The sequence below is a fragment of the Paraburkholderia sp. UCT31 genome (assembly GCF_014397655.1).
In the GTDB taxonomy this organism is placed as follows: Bacteria; Pseudomonadota; Gammaproteobacteria; order Burkholderiales; family Burkholderiaceae; genus Paraburkholderia; species Paraburkholderia tuberum.
Map to the genome: position 1 here is coordinate 1 of NZ_VZQP01000094.1, position 14846 is coordinate 14846.

Genomic DNA, 14846 nt, shown 5'->3' on the forward strand with positions numbered 1-14846 from the left:
CCCGTTCAGGAAAAGGCCTTCCGTCTTCTGAACGTCAACCCCGCCTGTACCCAGTAACCGCCCCGCCCAAGCGCGCATAACAGCGCGAAATCAACAGCTTATGTTAGTGGCCTGGTCAAAGTTCGGACTAGCTCATGTTGGTTCGGCCGATCAGCACCGCACCGGTGCATCTCAAACGCGCCACGGCAGGTGCATCGGCCAGCGCGGCGGGGGCGTCGGCGAGGACTCTGGAACCGGCGCGTGTCGGTTGTCCTTCGACATCGAACAGATCCTTCACCGACACGGGCAAGCCAGCCAATGGCGAAAGGCCCGCGCCGGCGCGGCGTAGCGCATCGATCGCATCGGCGTGGCGACGCGCGCCATCGGCGTCGACCCTGCAAAAGACTGCGGCACCATCGGTGGCGATGCGCCCCAGCGCGGTTTCGACGAGTTCGCGGCTGGTGGTTTTCCCGCTGTCGAGCAAGGAAGCGAGTTGCGCGAGCGGAGTTTTCGGCGTGAAGAGCATGGTAATTTGGGCTGGATCAAGTTCAGGCTACGACCGGCAGTGATTCGACGGCATATCGGTGGCGCAGGCTACGCGCGAGTACGGGGTCATGCAGTTCGATCTCGAAGGCTTCGCCCGACGCCATGGCGGCCATCTCTCCATGCACCGCGAGCGTGCCGCTGTACATCGCGCTGCGGGCGGGCAGGCTCGTTGGCTCCGCCATGCCGCCCGCGAATTGCCGCCAGAGCTCGGGCGGTGTCAGCAGTCCGCTGACGCAGCCCTGCTGGTACACACGCCGCTCGCCTTGCGCATCGACGAGCCATGAACGCATCTGCAACTGGTCCCAATGCGCTGCCACATCGGCGTAGAGCCACGCATTGCGCCCGAGTGGCTTCGCGCAGACCTGTTTCGATACGGCCACGCCATACGCTTCGACTTCGCGATCGGTGTGGTCGGAGCCGATCGTCACGAGCGCGCCGAACGGGCTGTCGATCAGCACGCATTCGACTTCCCCGCTCGAATGCCCGCCGAGCACTTCGACGCGTTCGCGCTGGGTCAGCAGCGTGGCCGCGAGACGATAGAAGCACGGCGTACTCGATGGCGGCGCGACGCCTAGGGCCGCGAGTTCGTCGATGTGCGCCTGAATGGCGGCCGGGTCGCGTCCGGCCCAGCCGGCGATCACGAGGTCGTCGATGTCGACCGTGATGCTGGCGGGCGCCGCGTTGAGTGGCAAAACGTCGAAGGGAAGCGTAGTCATGAGGGTGCCCGTGTGTTGGGTGCAGGGTGGTCCTGTGAGCGATCAGTTTTCCAGCGGCCGGCGCGCGGTTTCGCGCGCGGCGAGAAGCGCAATTGCCGTAATCACGAGCGCTGCCGATACATACAGCGACACCGCGAGGGTCGTGCCGTAGTGCTTGTAAAGACTGACAATGATCAGCGGCGCGAACCCGCCGCCGAGGATCCCCGCGAGCGTGTAAGCGAGCGACGACCCTGCGTAGCGCACCCGGGTCGGAAACTGTTCGGTGACGAACGCGGCCTGAGGGCCATACATCACGGCGTGAATCACGAGGCCGCCAACGACGGCCAGCGAAATCAGCACAGGTTGCGAACTGTCCACCAGGACGAAGAATACGAACGCCCAGACGAGCGCCGCGAGAACGCCCGCCAGATAGACCGGCCGACGCCCGTAACGGTCCGACAGCGCCCCGAAGAACGGCACGCTGAGCGCATTGCAGGCGGTGCCGAACAGCACGGCGGTCAATGCGGTCGTGCGCGACAGGTGCAGCACGGTGGTGACATACGTCAGCGTGAACACGACCAGCAGTGCGTACAGAACGTCCGAGCCGATGCGCGCGCCGCCCGCGACAAGCAGGCGTCGCCAGTGCTGGGTCAGCACTTCCGCGACGGGCACTTCGGCGGTCGCATGCGCGTGGCTCAGTTCCTCGAACTGCGGCGTTTCGTCGACGCCGCGCCGCACCCAGAAACCGAACACCACGAGCAGCAGGCTGGCAACGAAAGGCACGCGCCATCCCCAGACGAGGAAATCACTAGGCGACACCGCGAGCGTGATGAGCGCGATCAGCCCCGTGCCGAGCAGCGTGCCGAATGACGGGCCGACCTGGGTCCACGATGCGCTCAGTCCGCGTTTGTTCTGGTCGCCGTGTTCCACCGAGAGCAGGACCGCGCCGGCCCATTCGCCGCCGAGCGCGATGCCCTGCACGAAGCGTAGCGCGACCAGCATGATCGGGCTGGCGATTCCAGCCGACGCGTAGGTCGGCAAAATGCCCATCAACGCGGTGCACAGGCCCATCAAGACGAGCGTCAGCATTAATACCGAGCGCCGGCCGATGCGGTCACCGAGATTGCCGAAAAAGAAGCCGCCGAGCGGACGCGACACATAGCCCACCGCGTACGTCGAAAACGCGAGGATGGTGCCGGCAAGCGGATCCACCGAGGGAAAGAACAGGCGGTTGAAGAGCAGCGCGGCGAGCGTGTTGTAGACCGTAAAGTCATACCATTCCAGCGACGTGCCGATCATGCTTGCCGTCGCGAGACGGCCGCGTCCGACGTGCGGTTTGCCGAGCGTGGCGTGCTGCACAAGAGTGTTCATCGGGTGCCTCGATTGGTGAAGGGGGAGGATCAGCCGGCCGAAATGCGCCATAGCAGCTGGAAGGTGCGGACTTCGCCGGGCTCGCCCGCATCTGCGGTCATTTCGCCAGCCAGCGCTTTCGCGAGCGCGTGCGTCGCGGCGGCGTCGCTGCCTTCGATCAGGACCAGTGCATCAGCCGGCGGCTGCGATGCGCCAGCCGCCGCGTTCAGCGGTACCGACAACGCGGGCGCCGTGCAAAAGAGGCGTGCGGCGTGAATGCCGGCCTGCGTCACCGCTGCGTCGAGACGCGGCTTCATCCGTGCAGGTTCGACACGCTCCGGAGGCAGCACGAATAGCGCCAGAAACGCTCCTTCGCCGTCGCCAGCGTCGATCGTCAGCTCCCCAACCCGGCGCTGCGTATTGCGCATCCGCGCGAAGTTGGCGAGCGACCACGGCGTCTGCTCGGTGAAAGCCTGCTGATAGGGGGCGCTGCGAAACACCTCGAGCGCTTCCGTGACGTAGAGCGCGAGATAGCCGCGCGGGCCACCATCGGTCGCCTTGAAGCGGCGCGCGTACCGGAAACCCGGAAGCGCGACGCGCTCCTGCATGTGCTCGCGGTCATACCACGCGTTGAAGTTGGCTTCCTGAGCAGGCTCAGTGTCGGTCCAGATGCAAAGCTGGCCTTGAAGAGAGGAGGTTGACTGACGCATCGTCTGAATCTCTGACTGAAAAATGCAATTTGGATGTCAGGGACAGTGTCGCGATTGTCAGCCGGGTCGGTCCAACAAGAAAAAAAATACGCAGCGAACAGGTTTTTTTATGAGTGCGGCCAAGCTCGCGTGTGAAACCGCCTTCGCTGGGAGGCTTGGCCCCACTCGCCCAGCCTGCGCGGCGCCAGCCATCAGGACTTCGTACTACGTCCGGCTGGGCTTGCCTGCTTGCCGCGCCGCGCTTTGGACGCAGCAATCGTGTCGTCTTCCAGCGTGGCCGTGAACTCGCTGGCTGCCTGACGCGCGAGCTCGGCGATGCCCGCCGCGAGCGGATGGCTTTGCGCGCGATGCACCGCCACGAGCGGCAAGGGCGGAAAATCGGTCTGCACATCGAGCACTTCGAGCGCGCCTTCCCGCAGTTCGCGCTGGATGATGGCGGGCGGCAGCGCCGCCACCCCGAAGCCGTCGGCCACCAGCCGGATCATCGCCGCCACGGACGTAATGCAGTTGATGCGCGCCGGCCGCTCGACGGCCGCTGCGAACAGCTTCTCGAGCGTCGCGTGAGGACCGGAATGCCGTGAGAAGCTGACGATCGGAAACTCCGCGAGGCGGGTCAGTTCGAGCGTCTGGCTGGACAGTCCCAGTGTGGGACTCGCGAACCAGCGCACCGGGAATTCGCACAACGGGAGATTGGTGAAGTCTGGGCCGGTCATCGCGTCGGTTTGCAGGATCAACTCGACGACGTCGGTGCGCAGCAAATGCGCAAGGTGAATGGTGGTATCGCTGGTCACCTCGATTTCGAGGCGGGGGTAGCGTTCGCGGATCAGCCCCATCAGCGCGGGAAACCAGCTATGCACGATCGACTCGATCACGCCGATGCGGATCAGGCCGCCCTCGTCTTCGGCATCGCCGACTTCGCGCCGCATCTCCTCGCCGAGACGCACGATGCGTTCGGCGTAGGCGAGCATCTTGCGGCCGGCCAGCGTGAGTGTCGCCAAGCGCGAGTTGCGGTCGAACAGCCGGACATCGAAGCTTTCCTCCAGCGACGCAATGCGGCTGGAGACGGCGGCTTGCGTCGTGTGCAGCTTTTCAGCAGTGAGCCGGAAGTTCTGCAGCTTGGCAAGCCACACAAACGTTTCGAGAAAGCGGATATTCACGGTAAGCAGCAGCGATTGGCACCGCGGCGCTCTGCGACTGTGTCGAGTGATTCGATTGGACTGGAAGACATACTTCACCTTTGTGGGGATAAGTGTTGCTGGAACGCGGTTGAATTTTGTTAACTCTCGGCGTTGTCATGACGCCGGGGTACCGATGAAGTGTGTCGTAGAGCTGACCGAATCCGAGGATCAGACGTTGCAACAGTTGTCCGTGAACCACAAACATCGCGACGTGCGCACCCGGGCCGCTGGCGTGCTGTTGCTCGGACGCAGGGTCAAGCTGACCGAGATTGCCTCGAAACTCGGCGTCGGCGGCCAATCGGTCTACAACTGGGCGCACGCGTGTTGTGAGCATGGCGTTTGCGGCTTGCTGATCGGTCATAAAAGCGGCCGTCCCCGCGCGCTGTCCGAAGGCATGCTGGCCACTGCGACGGAAGTCGCACGCACGGAGTCCATGACGCTCGGGCAAATCGCAAGACACATTGAAGCCGTGCATGGCAAGCCGATGCCGTGCGCGCTGGAAACCTTGTCGGTGGCCCTTCGGCGGGAAGGTTTCTCCTTCAAGCGCAACGGCTTCTCGCTCAAAAAAAGCGCAGGCAGGAAGACTTTGAGATGAAATCAGCCACCCTGGAAAACTGCATTGCGCCGCTCCCGCCAACGCAGTCCGCCTAGTCTATTTCGATGGAGCGGGCTTTGCCGCGTCGCCTCCGGTGCAAAGAACGTGGTCATCGCGCGGCCTGCCTCATTGTGTCGAACCTCGCTTCCATTGCCGACGCTCGGTGCTCGGCGTGTGACTTCGGAGCCAACGCGTTGACTCACCATGTCACGAGCTCGTCGATCAAAGGCGGCGCTGTCGTCGAGTTCCTCGAGCAGATCGCCCTGCAGGGCGATGAACGTCCGACCGTGGTGGTACTCGACAACGCTTCGATCCATCACGCCATTGATCCTGAAGTGCATGAGCGCTGGCTGCGCGAGCATCGCATGCAGCTGTTCTATCTGCCGCCATACAGTCCCGAACTCAATCTCATCGAGATCTATATGAGCGCCTCCAGCGCGACGCGTGAAAGCCCCTAACCTGACGCTTCGCGTCAGATTGGGGGTCCCGAAAGAATCCGCCCCTTCAGCGGCTTCTCGTACATATAGCGCCGCGACCACGGCAGCGTCTTCGCGCTGCGGCCGGCCTTGCGGCACACCACCTGGAAGATCGACACGTCGTCGTTTTCGAACGCGTACGCGCAGCCCGCCAGATACACGCGCCAGATGCGGAATTTCTCGTCGTCGACGAGCGCGCGCGCTTCGTCCGCCTTCGCTTCGAAATTCTCGGTCCAGACGTCCAGCGTGCGCGCATAGTGACGTCGCAGGCTCTCGACGTCGACCGCTTCGAGTCCGCCTCTTTGCATCGCTTCGAGCGCGAGGCTGAGGTGCGGCAGCTCGCCGTCCGGGAACACATAGCGGTCGATGAATTCGCCGCCCCCGAGCGCCGTTTCGCCGCTGTTGTAGTCGGTTGACGTGATGCCGTGGTTCATCGCGACGCCGTCGTCGGCGAGCAGGTCGTGGATCTTCTGGAAGTAGCCCGGCAGGTTCTTGCGGCCGACGTGCTCGAACATGCCGACGCTCGTGATCCGGTCGAACTGGCCTGGCACGTCGCGGTAATCCTGCAGGCGAATCTCGATCCTGCCTTCAAGGCCCGCCGCCTTCACGCGCTCGGTCGCGAGATCGAACTGGTTCTGCGACAGCGTGACGCCGACGCACTGCGCGCCGAACTTCTGCGCGGCTCGCAGCACGAGCGCGCCCCAGCCGCAGCCGATGTCGAGCAGGCGCTGGCCCGGCTGGACCTGGATCTTCGTCAGAATGTGGTCGATCTTCTTGATCTGCGCGGTCGCGAGGTCCTCGTTGCCGTTCTCGAAGTACGCGCACGAATACACCATGTTCTCATCGAGCCACAGCTTGTAGAACGCGTTCGACACGTCGTAGTGGTACTGGATTGCCTTTTTGTCGGACGCTTTCGTGTGATTGAAATAGCGCCGCACGCGGGCGAGCTTGCCCGCGTTCGTCGCCGTGCTGCGGGCGAGCGAGTAGCCGATGTTGATGATGTCGCTGAGCTTGCCCTCGATGTCGATCTTGCCTTTGACATACGCTTCGCCGAGATTGTCGAGGCTCGGTTCGAGCAGCAGCGGCAGTGCGGACGCGCTTTTGACTTTCAGCGTGACCCGGGGGGCGGCGAAGTTGCCGAAATCGAGCTGCTGACCATCCCATAGGACGAGGCGCGCCGGGAGGTTCGCCTTGTCCCGCACTTCTTCCGCCCACTGCGCCAGCTTTTTCTCCCAGAACATGTGATTTCTCCGCGTCCACTTAACGCTTTCATGAACCTGATATGGCGACCGTGCCTTCAACTGCACGGTTCTCGTGGTTCGACCCTTTTGGGGTCGACAACGCTTCCCTATCCGCCTCGTGAGCGATAGAGCCGGTTCAACCGTTGCGACGTTGCTAACCGGAAGATCAACAAGAAACCGTGTAGAAATGGTAGCCCGGTGCGTTGTGAAGAGCCTTCCTGAAATTAATGTAACAATGGTCGGGTGCGGATGATTGTTCCGCTCATCTGGTAGTTTCACGAATCCTGTCCACAGAGCATGAACGACACGAGTTTGACACTCACTAAGCAGGACCGCGCCATCGTGCGAGCGCTGCAACGTAACGCGCGAATGAAGAATGCCGATTTGGCCGAGCTCGTCGGGATGTCGACGACAGCTTGCTGGAACCGCACCCGCCATCTCGAAGAGATCGGACTGATTCGCGGATACGTTGCCCTGATCGATCAGGAAAAGCTTGGGCTATCCGATACAGTCCTCATCGAGGTGACGCTGGACCGGCATGAGGACGAGGTACTGGCGCGCTTCGGGGAAGAACTTGCCGCGTTGCCGGAAGTTCTCGACGCGTACCTAATCTCAGGTGAATACGACTATCTGATCAAGGTCGCTGTACAGGGCACCGCAGGTTATGAACGCTTTTTGCGCGAGAAGCTGTACCGCATATCAGGTATCCGTCACAGCCGGTCGATGTTTGCGCTGCGTTGCATGAAGAGCGTGCCGTCGGTGGCAGTCTGAAAAAACGGGTATGTCACTCGAGACATTGCCCGGATTCGTCAGGAAGTCGGCCTAGCGCGATGAATACCTAGGACCCATAGGGGACCGTCGAATTGGCGAAAAGCGGACGGTCAAACAGCGCGCCGGCCAGTCAACGCCCAATACGTGAGCCTTGCGACGGCGCCGGAGACGGAGGACTACATAACAGACCGTTTGGGCGATCTGGATTTCATCTCGGCTCTCGTCCGCGCACTACGTGGAAAAGTGCTCATTGGCGTGCGGGACATTTATTAAGGTCGTAGCCAGGAAGCGTCGATATCGACAAACAGCAGTGAAAACACGCTGCGCGTGCGCCCGGCCCGGCGCCACTCCTGGTCGAGAATCTCGCCGAGGGTGCGGCGGTTGTGCAGGCCGGTGAGACCGTCGGTGCGAGCCAGCAGCTGCAGCTCCGCTTCCGCGGCGCGGACAATCCGATAACGGCGAATAAGGATTGCGCCTCAGTAGGTGACCGGAAATGTGGGCGAATCTTCCGGCCGGTGGCGCCGGTGGTCATAGAGACGCGTGGTCGCGATATTCGCGTGACCGAGCCATTCCTGGACCTTCGCGATATCGGCCTCGTGCTCGAGCGCATTGGTGGCCGCCGTTGCGCGCAGGCTGTGCGCGCCGAAGCCGTCGATCGCGATCATCACCCGCGCGGCGTACACGAGCACGACCTTATAGACGCCGTCCGGTGTGATGGCGTTGCCTGAGCCACCACGCGCGCGCTGGAACAGCGCCGCGTTCTGCTGCTCCCTGTTCTTACGTTGACCGAGCGCAACTACTGATGCTGGGCGATGACTGGCGTCGCGACCGCGACTCCTGCCGCCACGACGACGCCCAAGTAAAACCAGGTCCAGCCGTTCGAGGCGGGCTTGGCGGCAGGGCCCGAAGCCGTCGCTAACGGCTCCGGGCGCGCCCCTCGCCGGTCTTCCTACGTCGAATCGGCCGAAGGCGACTGGACCACCGGCCGGGACGAAGGCGCATATGGCGGTGGCAATCTTGGCTACAAGCAGCGCTACAAGGAGGGCTACTTTCCGGTACCGCCCCATGACACGCTGCAGGAGATCCGCTCGGAGATCGCGCTGACGCTTCAGCAGGCGGGCGTACAGATCGAAGTGCATCACCACGAAGTCGCGACCGCCGGCCAGAACGAGATCGACATGGAATACGCGATCGCCCCTATCACCCCAAAGAACGGTCAGTCGGCAGGCCGGCGGCGACTGGCCGCAGCGGGTCGGCGAATAGGGGTAGGAAACGGCGTTCGCCGTTTCCTACCCCTATTCAATGTCCTTTATCAGATATAGAAGGTGCGCCCCTGCAGGATGTGCAGGGGACGCTGGAGCAGGCACACTTTCACGACCGGCCGCAGGCTGGCGATCGCAGGTACTATCCGGCAACGCGGTACCAACTTCTGGAGCGCCATCATGGCCGATGTGGAGCAGTTCAGGGACGACCTGGAAAATAACACGGACGGCCTGGTGGGTGGCAGCCGGGGTGACTTCATGGAAGCCCTGGGGGAGGTCGTATATGCGCGCGTCGCCGGCGACCAGCTGGACCGCATCATTGCCGGGTACCTGACGCTGCAGGCGGTGCTGGATGCAAACGTCGACAACCTCGACGACGAGGCCGACGATGCGATTGACAATGCGACCGGCGAGTTCCACAAGACCGTCGGCCGGATCCTCGGGGTGTAGCCCGGGTACATCATGACCTCACCGGAGACGGCCCGTGGACACGCCTGACGATAGACCCATTTTCTCGGTTGGGCCGGGCTCGGTGTTCGAAGAAAGCCAGCTGCTGGCGATCGATCATCCTGCACAGGCCGGCACGCGGCACGCGAAGATGATCCGCGAGGCACTGCGCGATGGCACCTGCTGGATCGCGGCGCAGGACGACGCCCTTCTCGGGTATGCAATCCGGGGCGCGTTCTTTGACTATCACTTTCTGCAGCTTGTGTATGTCGCTGTTGCACACCGGCGCCAGGGTATCGGCGACGCGCTGGTCGAGGCGCTTGAACGCGCGTGCCACGGCGACCGCCTGTTCGCCTCGGCAAGCGGGACCAATGCTGCGATGCGCGGCCTGCTGGCCCGGCGCGGGTACAGGGCCAGTGGCGAGGTATATAACGTTGGACCGGACGGCCCCGAGCTGATCTTTATGAAGCCCCTTGGTGCGTCAGCGGGGCTGGCCGGGCCGCCCGCATGAGCGCGTTGATTGCCCCGGCCGTGCGCCCGGATCGCGTCACGTCCGCGGCGCTGCCTGCGCTGATCGCGCACAGCAGCGCGTCCGTGCAGACCCGTTTTCTGGAATTCTTCGCGTCGGCAATCCGCAACCCGCACACGCGCCGTGCGTATGCACGCGCGGCCGGCGACTTCCTTGCGTGGTGCACCGGCGCCGGCGTGCCGTCGATTACCGCGGTGCAGCCGCTGCACGTCGCCGCCTGGATCGAGCGGCAGACGCAGACTCACGCTGCGCCGACCGCCAGGCAGCGCCTCGCGGCGATCCGCCACCTGTTCGACTGGCTCGTGACCGGCCAGATCGTGCCGCACAATCCCGCCGCGTCGGTGAGGGGGCCCAGTCACATCACGAAGCAGGGGAAAACGCCGGTGCTCGACGCGACCGAGGCGCGGCAGCTGCTCGACAGTATCGATGTGACGACCCCCATTGGTCTGCGCGACCGCGCGCTGATTGCGTTAATGGTGTTTTCGTTCGCGCGGGTCGGCGCAGCGCTCGCGATGCGGGTCGACCATGTCTATGTGCAGCCGCGGCGCCTGTGGGTCCGTCTCCGCGAAAAGGGCGGCAAGCGGCACGCGATGCCGTGTCATCACACGCTCGAGGCGTACCTGCATGCGTACCTGCATGCGTACCTGGACGGCACCGGGATCGCCAGTGATCCGAAGGGGCCGCTGTTCCGCACGGTTGCGCGCGGCACCGGCCAGCTCAGCGACACGCCGCTGCCGCAGGCGAACGCGTATGCGATGGTGCGGCGCCGTGGGCTGGCCGCTGGCCGCTGGAATTGATACAAAGATCGGCAACCATACGTTCCGCGCGACCAGCATCACTGCGTACCTGAAGAATGGCGGGACGCTGGAGAACGCCGCGGCGATGGCCAATCACGCGTCGACCCGCACCAACCAGCTCTACGACCGGCGCCACGACGACATCAGCCTGGACGAGGTGGAGCGGATCCGCGTGTAAGACACGGTGGCTCCTTTCCCCTATGCGGTCGTTCGCGGCGGTGGGGGCGTGCGTCCAATTCGGACGGTCGTCTCGAGCCGCGTTGCTGTTCGCAAGCCGCTTCTTGGCTTCGTTGATAGCTTCCTCGTCCGCAACAATTTCAGCGATTTCGTCGAGTGGAAGGTCGGTGAACAGTCGAAAGAATCTGACTATTGTCCAGGGGACGGTGCGCACTATACTGCCTGAAGCTATTTCTTCAGCTTGTGACCACAGTTCGGGCAGAATCTGGCGCTTGACTCTACCGGCTCACGACAGGAAGGGCAGTTCTTCGAAACCTTCATTTTTTGCCGCATGTACGCTAACTGGACCACACACGGCACTGTTACCCGATAGGCGGGGCTCGCCAAGTCCGCAATTGACCATAGACCAGTCACCGCCCATCCGATCGGACCCAATGCAATGCCCAACGTGCGACCAAGAGCAGCATTTGCGCCAAATACCAGACCGCGGCCCGCCAAAGTCCTCGCTAACGCGTTGGCCATAATGAAAGCGAGCTTGTAAGTGGCGGGGCCACGCAGTTCCCAACCAGTCAACGCGACCGCCATCGCGGCCGGCTTCTTACCGACAAGGGCCTCCATTTCGAGGTCCGTGAGAATGGCAGCCCGTTCGGATTCGGACATCTTTTCGAGCGCTCGACCGAGCAGGTGCCTAAGCAACCGCTCTTCAATTTCGGAAGCCGCCGTAGTCTTGGAGAATCGGACGCCGATATGGGACGCGACATCCCTTAGCACTTCGGCATAGGGCACGCCATCGCCGCGGAATAAATTGATGACGGAGTTGCCACCAAATAGACGAATTTCTTTCGCGATGAGAGATCGCTCGACATCACCGAAGTCTCGGTCAACTCTTGCACCATGGAGGGTCTTGCAGACGTCGCTATCCAGCGAGAGGCGACCTGCACCATTGTCGGTGATGTAGTCGGCAAGAACAGCAAGATCGTCGGGATCTCCATGCTCGAGGACTGGATCAAGGTCACGGTCGATAGTCGACATTAATCTAACTCCAGGGAGGGCACATCCGGCACGACTCCGTTGCTTTGCGCCATGGCAAGACTGAAAAGAAACGCAAGAATACCTCTTCCTTTCGAGGCACTACTCTCCACGCCAGACCTAGGCCTGAATCGCTCATATCGAGGTACAAGCGCGGTGTTGATCAATCCTTGAGCGAGCAGCCTGTTTTTGTTCTCTCTTTTTGCCTGGTCCGAAGATGATGGCTCTCCGCTTTCTGGATCGATCACCTGATTCGGCGGATGTTGCCCGAAGATCAACGGCGCCAACTCCAGCGAGAGATCCGCCACCTTCACTCTTCCGCTTTGCAATTCCTCGCCGAGCGACTGCATCCGGTAGCCAAGTTCCTTTTTCTGAACTGCTGCGATGACCGCCAGGAGCGCAGCATCAACTCGCGCCCAGTCTTCGTCCGTAAATAGCAGAAACGCGGGGGGGATATTAAGCGCATGAGCGATTCCTACCACATCTCGCAACGTTGGCGACCCGGTGACTTCCGCACTCGCTTTCCGACAGCTGAGATATTTGTAAAGCGTTGCACGAGGGATGGCTGCCCGCTGGGCCAGTTCAGCCTGGCTGATCCTGTTGGGATTGCCCCGGCCATCAGTTCCTCCCGCAACCTCGCAGACGCTGTCTGCCGCACGAGCGATACGCCGCCGCACTTGTTCATAAAGAGGGTGGGCCGCGTGGTCGACGGCGCGCGCAAGTTTCTTCGGTCTGGCCATCCCTTCAATCTCCGCTGCGCTGAACTATCCATTTGTTAATTGCCATGTCATTCGTGCCCAGGCTCGTCCCACGTCGACACGTGGTCGACGACTCTGCATTTGATGAGTGCGGCAAACGACGACTGAATAATACCCCAGTTTCCAGCTAGCTATCAGTTCCGTACCAGCTATCCAGGTAACTGGAATTCGCGCTTTCTCCTGAAACCTCGTTCCCCCGAGAATCAGTTTCACGCAAGGACGCCAAGCCGTTGACTGCGGATGCCCTGCGATCACTTTGTGACAACAACCTTTGGAGAATCGAATGAAAACCGCTCTTGAAAAATGCAAACTAAACGACCTGGTGTACATCAGCGACATGTTGGACAGCTACCTGTCCTTCACCGATGACAGAAAGCGCAAGCGTTTCCTTGCGTGTGCGGGCGAGAACCCATGTACCGGAAAATCTCTCATTGACTTGATGGATCAGCAGATCCGGTACTACGGCTCTTCGGACGTAGCGTATGTAACCCGTCTGATTTTCAAAGACGATCCTGGCGTCTCCAGTGACGAGATAGTCCGTGATGTCATCAAGAAAATGAAGCTGAGCGTCAAGATGGGTGGATGTCTGGACGCGAAGCTCCAGCGCGTCGCGTCTGCTATGGTGGAAAAAGAGTTGGCTTCGAAGTCCCCTCAAGAGCTTGCAAAAGCGTTCACGGACATGGGAATTGATGAAATCAAACTTGATCTGATCAAGGATCATCTCAAGAAGAATGGGAAGGTGGCCGTGTTACCGGTCGTCATGAAAATCCTCGGGCCAGAGATCACGCTCGGCATAATTGAGACGATCATCGTGTCCATGATTGCGCAGATCATTGGACGGGAAGCAGCAAAACAGCTCATCAAGGAATTGCTCAAACGCCACCCGTGGATCAATGCGATAGGCCCGATTGTTTGGGCGCTGTCCGCAGCGTGGGTTGCGTGCGACCTGCAAGGTCCAGCCTTCAGGAAGACTGTGCCGGTCACGTTGTATCTTGGGGTGGTCGCGTTGCGTGGCGAAAATATCAGCACTCTGCGCGCCGCGGCTTGACCGCTTGGGCACAGCACGCGGCAGACTAGCTGAACAGGCATTCAGCTTTTCACAACCGGCAACCCGCAGCGAATGCGGGTATGCCAAACAGACCACCCCGGATACATCCGGCGCAGCGTCGCCTGGGTAGGGGCATAGTGCTGAATTCGGGAGGGAATAAAGATGTTTTACTTAAATTTAGATGTACCGTCACATCTAGGCGGTCCCAATCCAAACTGGACGGGGTGGCTTTACCTCGCATACGACTACCGCCATTTGGACCAAACGAAGATAGGTATAACAACAAGGCCAATATTCAAACGCATTCGGGAGTCGACGACAAATCCGTATTACGCGTTGTTTGCGGCTTTTCACGTACCGAATCTTTCTGATCTAACACGCATCGAAAATTATCTGCACAGAAAGTTCCACATTGGTTTTGTTGATCACCTGTCGTCGGGCGTTGAATCTGAATGGTGCACGGCATCGCCCCCAGATGTTTTATCAATATTGGTAGAAATAATTCCGAACGTCCTCAGCATTGATTGGGATGAGGAAGAGTACGACTTCACCAGGACGATTTATCTTCCGGAGGTGAATCCATACGAGGCGCTGCTTCACCGCGAGCACTTAGATGAATACATCCGATTTGCAGCACCGGCAATGTATCTAGAAGAATTGCACTGCAAGTACCGTAGGTGGGATGCGAGGCCAAATTTTCTAGCAGAGTTAGCCGCGATGGGGCCACGTACTCCTCTCACCATAACTGGTCCGCAATTGCTGTTGGATCGAGTCAACTACGATATCGCGCGGCGCCGGCCTTTTTGAAGTCCCTTTTAGGCTTCGCGCTCCCTTAAATTCTAGCCGCCGCTCAAAGTCTAATGTCCGGTAGCGAGTGATAGCGCGACGTCCGCTCTGTGGAGCGTTCACCGAACTGATGCTCTCGGCCATGATACGTCGTTCGCCAGGGTCGTAATGCCTACGTTCGGGTGTCGGCTTCGGCCAGTTACCGGTCGCGTACCATCAATGGTGCAAGCTGCATCATCCATCGACCCCGGACATTCACGCAGCTATGGCTAAAAGCCAAAAATCCGTCCAGTCACTGGTATCGCGACAATACGGGCGACGCTCTCATCGAGCTTCTCAACAAATGTATCCGTCAGCGCATCCCGTCTTGAACGCACGTACGCGCGGTGCGAAGGTGTAGCCATCGTAACGACGGAGCAAATGCGATGGAGAACACCACGGGAGAGACTGTATTGACGGGCACGCGGCGGCC

15 protein-coding genes and 5 pseudogenes are annotated in these 14846 nt (G+C 61.1%); 9 read left to right on the forward strand and 11 right to left on the reverse strand.

All coding sequences use genetic code 11. From position 1 onward, the window contains the following. Positions 1–130: 130 nt before the first annotated feature. From F6X40_RS39035 to F6X40_RS39055, 5 genes and pseudogenes are all read right to left on the reverse strand, one after another. A pseudogene (locus F6X40_RS39035) lies at positions 131–505 on the reverse strand (amidase family protein); the annotation flags it as partial. A gap of 22 nt (positions 506–527) precedes the next feature. Then, positions 528–1241 carry a DUF2848 domain-containing protein gene (locus F6X40_RS39040; RefSeq protein ID WP_187631552.1) on the reverse strand — a complete coding sequence of 238 codons (714 nt, stop codon included), beginning with the start codon at positions 1239–1241 and terminating at the stop codon, positions 528–530. Between the two features lie 42 nt (positions 1242–1283). Beyond that, positions 1284–2591: an MFS transporter gene (locus tag F6X40_RS39045; protein WP_187631553.1), complete on the reverse strand. Its 1308-nt coding sequence runs from the start codon at positions 2589–2591 to the stop codon at positions 1284–1286. A gap of 29 nt (positions 2592–2620) precedes the next feature. Continuing rightward, positions 2621–3280: a DUF4286 family protein gene (locus tag F6X40_RS39050; RefSeq protein ID WP_187631554.1), complete on the reverse strand. Its 660-nt coding sequence runs from the start codon at positions 3278–3280 to the stop codon at positions 2621–2623. A gap of 191 nt (positions 3281–3471) precedes the next feature. Next, positions 3472–4437, reverse strand: a complete 966-nt coding sequence (locus F6X40_RS39055) for a LysR family transcriptional regulator (RefSeq protein ID WP_187631555.1) — start codon at positions 4435–4437, stop codon at positions 3472–3474. Between the two features lie 55 nt (positions 4438–4492). On the opposite strand from F6X40_RS39055, the gene F6X40_RS39060 reads away from it, so the two are divergent. Both F6X40_RS39060 and F6X40_RS39065 read left to right on the forward strand, forming a co-directional pair. Then, complete coding sequence (locus F6X40_RS39060; RefSeq protein WP_262421715.1) at positions 4493–5053, forward strand: helix-turn-helix domain-containing protein; 561 nt, start codon at positions 4493–4495, stop codon at positions 5051–5053. A gap of 194 nt (positions 5054–5247) precedes the next feature. Beyond that, positions 5248–5511 (forward strand): transposase, encoded by a 264-nt coding sequence (locus F6X40_RS39065; RefSeq protein ID WP_187631556.1) that lies wholly within the window; start codon positions 5248–5250, stop codon positions 5509–5511. A 14-nt stretch (positions 5512–5525) separates the two neighbouring features. Here the strand turns inward: F6X40_RS39065 and F6X40_RS39070 are convergent, their stop codons facing one another. Then, complete coding sequence (locus F6X40_RS39070) at positions 5526–6770, reverse strand: SAM-dependent methyltransferase (protein ID WP_187631557.1); 1245 nt, start codon at positions 6768–6770, stop codon at positions 5526–5528. A 297-nt stretch (positions 6771–7067) separates the two neighbouring features. On the opposite strand from F6X40_RS39070, the gene F6X40_RS39075 reads away from it, so the two are divergent. After that, positions 7068–7541, forward strand: a complete 474-nt coding sequence (locus tag F6X40_RS39075; RefSeq protein WP_187631558.1) for an Lrp/AsnC family transcriptional regulator — start codon at positions 7068–7070, stop codon at positions 7539–7541. Positions 7542–7831: 290 nt separating this feature from the next. Here F6X40_RS39075 and F6X40_RS39080 read toward each other — a convergent pair. After that, positions 7832–8017, reverse strand: a pseudogene (locus F6X40_RS39080) (GGDEF domain-containing protein); the annotation flags it as partial. Next, positions 8018–8608, reverse strand: coding sequence for a tyrosine-type recombinase/integrase (locus tag F6X40_RS42965; RefSeq protein ID WP_187631559.1), 591 nt, complete (start codon positions 8606–8608; stop codon positions 8018–8020). On the opposite strand from F6X40_RS42965, the pseudogene F6X40_RS39090 reads away from it, so the two are divergent. The 4 genes and pseudogenes from F6X40_RS39090 to F6X40_RS39105 form a co-directional block, all read left to right on the forward strand. Continuing rightward, positions 8492–8731 (forward strand): annotated as a pseudogene (locus F6X40_RS39090) (type I glutamate--ammonia ligase); the annotation flags it as partial. The gene F6X40_RS42965 and the pseudogene F6X40_RS39090 overlap by 117 nt on opposite strands. Before the next feature lie 252 nt (positions 8732–8983). Beyond that, positions 8984–9253, forward strand: a complete 270-nt coding sequence (locus tag F6X40_RS39095; protein ID WP_187631560.1) for a hypothetical protein — start codon at positions 8984–8986, stop codon at positions 9251–9253. Between the two features lie 34 nt (positions 9254–9287). Next, positions 9288–9761, forward strand: coding sequence for a GNAT family N-acetyltransferase (locus tag F6X40_RS39100; protein WP_187631561.1), 474 nt, complete (start codon positions 9288–9290; stop codon positions 9759–9761). Continuing rightward, a pseudogene (locus F6X40_RS39105) lies at positions 9758–10754 on the forward strand (tyrosine-type recombinase/integrase). Before F6X40_RS39100 ends, F6X40_RS39105 begins: the two are co-directional and overlap by 4 nt. 227 nt (positions 10755–10981) lie before the next feature. Here F6X40_RS39105 and F6X40_RS39110 read toward each other — a convergent pair. Next, a complete protein-coding gene (locus tag F6X40_RS39110; RefSeq protein WP_187631562.1) occupies positions 10982–11785 on the reverse strand; it encodes a zinc ribbon domain-containing protein in 804 nt (267 codons plus the stop codon). Further along, positions 11785–12522, reverse strand: a complete 738-nt coding sequence (locus tag F6X40_RS39115) for a helix-turn-helix domain-containing protein (protein WP_187631563.1) — start codon at positions 12520–12522, stop codon at positions 11785–11787. Before F6X40_RS39115 ends, F6X40_RS39110 begins: the two co-directional genes overlap by 1 nt. A 301-nt stretch (positions 12523–12823) precedes the next feature. On the opposite strand from F6X40_RS39115, the gene F6X40_RS39120 reads away from it, so the two are divergent. Together F6X40_RS39120 and F6X40_RS39125 are read left to right on the forward strand one after the other, a co-directional pair. Beyond that, complete coding sequence (locus F6X40_RS39120) at positions 12824–13588, forward strand: hypothetical protein (protein ID WP_187631564.1); 765 nt, start codon at positions 12824–12826, stop codon at positions 13586–13588. A gap of 162 nt (positions 13589–13750) precedes the next feature. Next, entirely contained in the window at positions 13751–14395 is a 645-nt protein-coding gene (locus F6X40_RS39125; RefSeq protein ID WP_187631565.1) for a GIY-YIG nuclease family protein, read from the forward strand. A gap of 248 nt (positions 14396–14643) precedes the next feature. On the opposite strand, the pseudogene F6X40_RS41980 reads toward F6X40_RS39125, so the two are convergent. Continuing rightward, positions 14644–14846: pseudogene (locus tag F6X40_RS41980) on the reverse strand (hypothetical protein); the annotation flags it as partial.

Coding starts and splice junctions, on each gene's coding strand:
- F6X40_RS39125 (WP_187631565.1), top strand. CDS start 13,751: ATGTTTTACTTAAATTTAGATGTACCGTCACATCTAGGCGGTCCCAAT.
- F6X40_RS39075 (WP_187631558.1), top strand. CDS start 7,068: ATGAACGACACGAGTTTGACACTCACTAAGCAGGACCGCGCCATCGTG.
- F6X40_RS39045 (WP_187631553.1), bottom strand. CDS start 2,591: ATGAACACTCTTGTGCAGCACGCCACGCTCGGCAAACCGCACGTCGGA.
- F6X40_RS39040 (WP_187631552.1), bottom strand. CDS start 1,241: ATGACTACGCTTCCCTTCGACGTTTTGCCACTCAACGCGGCGCCCGCC.
- F6X40_RS39110 (WP_187631562.1), bottom strand. CDS start 11,785: ATGTCGACTATCGACCGTGACCTTGATCCAGTCCTCGAGCATGGAGAT.
- F6X40_RS42965 (WP_187631559.1), bottom strand. CDS start 8,608: ATGGGGCGGTACCGGAAAGTAGCCCTCCTTGTAGCGCTGCTTGTAGCC.
- F6X40_RS39050 (WP_187631554.1), bottom strand. CDS start 3,280: ATGCGTCAGTCAACCTCCTCTCTTCAAGGCCAGCTTTGCATCTGGACC.
- F6X40_RS39095 (WP_187631560.1), top strand. CDS start 8,984: ATGGCCGATGTGGAGCAGTTCAGGGACGACCTGGAAAATAACACGGAC.
- F6X40_RS39120 (WP_187631564.1), top strand. CDS start 12,824: ATGAAAACCGCTCTTGAAAAATGCAAACTAAACGACCTGGTGTACATC.
- F6X40_RS39070 (WP_187631557.1), bottom strand. CDS start 6,770: ATGTTCTGGGAGAAAAAGCTGGCGCAGTGGGCGGAAGAAGTGCGGGAC.
- F6X40_RS39115 (WP_187631563.1), bottom strand. CDS start 12,522: ATGGCCAGACCGAAGAAACTTGCGCGCGCCGTCGACCACGCGGCCCAC.